The following is a 2,600-nucleotide window of genomic DNA, read 5'->3' as shown; positions in this document are numbered from 1 at the left end:
CCCCACGGCCGACCACCCTTTTCACCGGAAACACGGTGTGTGTCTCTCTCCACCGACCCGTCCCTCGCTCCGCTCCGAACGTGGCCGCGAAACAGAACGCATTTCACCGGAAACACGGTGTCTCCCTCATGGACGCAGCGGACGACCTCTTCACGAGGGAGGACCCTATCTTCGCGAACAAGGAACTCCTCGAGATCAGTCACTTGCCGGGCGAGGGACGCATCGTCGGCCGCGACGACGAGATCGCCGACCTGGCGACGGCGGTCAATCCGGCCATCTTCGGACAGAGCCCGAGCAACGTCCTCATCTACGGGAAGACGGGCACCGGGAAGTCCCTGTGCGCGAAGTACGTCTCCAAGCGACTCGTCTCGACCGCGAGCGAGGAGGGCGTTACGGCGACGTTCGCCTACGTCGACTGCGCGCAGGACACCACCGAGACGCAAGCGGTCCAGACGATCGCCGAGGGCGTCAACGACCCCGAGGAAACCGGGATCAACGTCCCCGATAAGGGGCTCTCTACGTCCACGTACTACAAGCGACTCTGGCGGATCCTCGACCAGCGGTACGACGTCGTCTTGATCCTGCTCGACGAGATCGATAAGCTCGATGACGACGCCATCCTGATGCAACTGTCCCGCGCTGGCGAGGCGGGAAAGATCACCGACTGTAAGTTGGGCGTCGTCGGCATCAGCAACAAGATCCAGTACAAAGACCGGATGGACGAGCGCGTTAAATCGAGCCTCTGTGAGCGCGAGTTCGTCTTCCCGCCGTACGACGCGAACCAACTCAGGGAAATCATGCAGGCGCGGGCGGACGCGTTCCACGACGACGTTCTCGAACCCTCGACGATCCCGCGCGCCGCCGCGCTGGCGGCGCGCGAACACGGCGACGCGCGGAAGGCTATCGACATCCTCCGGTACGCGGGCGAGATCGCACAGGCGAACGGCGAACCCACTGTTCGTGAGGAGTTCGTCACGCAGGCGCGCGAGCGAGCCGAGACCGACCGATTCCGCGAACTCATTCGCGGGTCCACCCCGCACTCGAGGTATGTGCTTCAGGCGCTCGCGCTACTGTCGCTCTCGAACGGTCGTCAGGACGGATTCCGCACGAGCCGCGTGTACGAAATCTACGAGAACATCTGCCGGCAGGAGGGATCCGATAGCCTCTCGCTACGGCGCGTCCGCGACCTCCTGAAGGAGCACGCGTTCCTCGACATCATCGAACAGTCGAAACACAGCGGCGGTAGCGCCGAAGGAAGCTACACGAAGCACCAACTCCTCGAGGACCCGAGCGTCGTCAAAGAGGTCCTTACCGAGGATGATGCCGAGAGCTGATCGAGTCGGTTCGGCCACCCGACGGTCCCCCCGCCACCGCTCTACGACGAGCACCGTGCCGTCGCCGCGACGAGGCCCCGCACAGACCGATCGATTCGCCCGCGTCAGCCGAGCAGGCCGAGTCCTTCGATCCGCTCGACGATCTCCTCGACGGCTTCCTCGGCGTCGTCAGTCCGCTTACCGCCGGTGATGACGATCTTCCCGCTTCCGAAGAGGAGGATGACGACCTCGGGTTCGTCCATCCGGTAGACGAGCCCGGGGAACTGCTCCGGCTCGTACTCTACGTCTTCGAGACCGAGCCCGATCGCGAGGGCGTTGAGATTGAGGTTGTGCCCCAAGTCCGCGCTCGACACGATGTTCTGAACGGTGATCTCCGGATCATCCTCGACCGGGATCTGGAGGCCCCGAAGCTTCTCGAAGATGATCCCGAGCGCGTCGTGGACGTCGTCGATGCTCTTGGCACCCGTACAGACGATCTTCCCCGACCGGAAGATGAGCGCGGCCGCCTTCGGCTCTTGAGTCCTGTAGACGAGGCCGGGGAAGTTGTCGGGATTGAAATCTGCGCCCGGGAGATCCTCTGCGAGCGCCTCCAAGTCGAGCTCCTGACCGATACCCGTCGATGCAACAACGTTCTGAATCTCGATCGAGTCTGCAGGGTTCGTCATCGTTCGCTTTTATATGTGTCCCCCTCCCTTATAAACGCCCGTGGTATAAATGGCCAACTGCCCCACACCGCACATAGTGTCCTGTCCTGCGCGCGCGTGAGGCCGCCGCCGCAACCTGGATTCCATGATACACTTCTGATACGTTCGGCTCTCAGACGTTCCGATCGTATCGCCCAGTGTCGCGAGATCCTGCCGATACCAAATCTCCCTACTGGATCAGCTCGTTGTAAACTGCTCCATGAAACCGCATGACGTGGGGCCGACGCTTCGACGGGGTTAAATACAACCCGGGCATTCGAATGAATGCGAGGAGCCCCTGACGGGGGGCACCGGCCGGCCGCCAACGCGGCCGGTCGAAGCGTTCCGACGTGCTTAAGTGTATAAGCCCGTTCGGTTGAAACGCGAAGAACGCACCGCGGACTCGGGCCGTTCAACTCGGCCCGGTTTCGCAGAGTCGGTTCATCCGACTCACCCGATGAGGATCGCGCCCCCTGCGCTCCGGCGTAAGCGGCGATCTGATGTGAGCCGTGGTCGTTCGGTGTCATCCAAGCCGCTGGATGGACCGGACACCACACAGACCAATGCAATGGTGTGTCAACCT

2 protein-coding genes are annotated in these 2,600 nt (G+C 62.6%); one reads left to right on the top strand and one right to left on the bottom strand.

Translation table 11 applies throughout. The features are described 5' to 3' along the window. Nucleotides 1–128: 128 nt before the first annotated feature. A complete protein-coding gene (locus tag EXE47_RS18200) occupies nucleotides 129–1,334 on the top strand; it encodes a Cdc6/Cdc18 family protein (protein ID WP_049932642.1) in 1,206 nt (401 codons plus the stop codon). A 104-nt stretch (nucleotides 1,335–1,438) separates the two neighbouring features. Here EXE47_RS18200 and EXE47_RS18195 read toward each other — a convergent pair whose 3' ends face one another. Then, nucleotides 1,439–1,999: a TATA-box-binding protein gene (locus tag EXE47_RS18195; RefSeq protein WP_049932645.1), complete on the bottom strand. Its 561-nt coding sequence runs from the start codon at nucleotides 1,997–1,999 to the stop codon at nucleotides 1,439–1,441. Nucleotides 2,000–2,600: the final 601 nt, after the last annotated feature.

The organism is Halorubrum sp. GN12_10-3_MGM (assembly GCF_005435235.1).
In the GTDB taxonomy this organism is placed as follows: Archaea; Halobacteriota; Halobacteria; order Halobacteriales; family Haloferacaceae; genus Halorubrum; species Halorubrum ezzemoulense.
This window is presented reverse-complemented; position numbering and strand designations above follow the sequence as displayed.

Excerpts from the sequence above, each read along its gene's own strand:
- EXE47_RS18200 (WP_049932642.1), top strand. The coding sequence starts at position 129 with ATGGACGCAGCGGACGACCTCTTCACGAGGGAGGACCCTATCTTCGCG.
- EXE47_RS18195 (WP_049932645.1), bottom strand. The coding sequence starts at position 1,999 with ATGACGAACCCTGCAGACTCGATCGAGATTCAGAACGTTGTTGCATCG.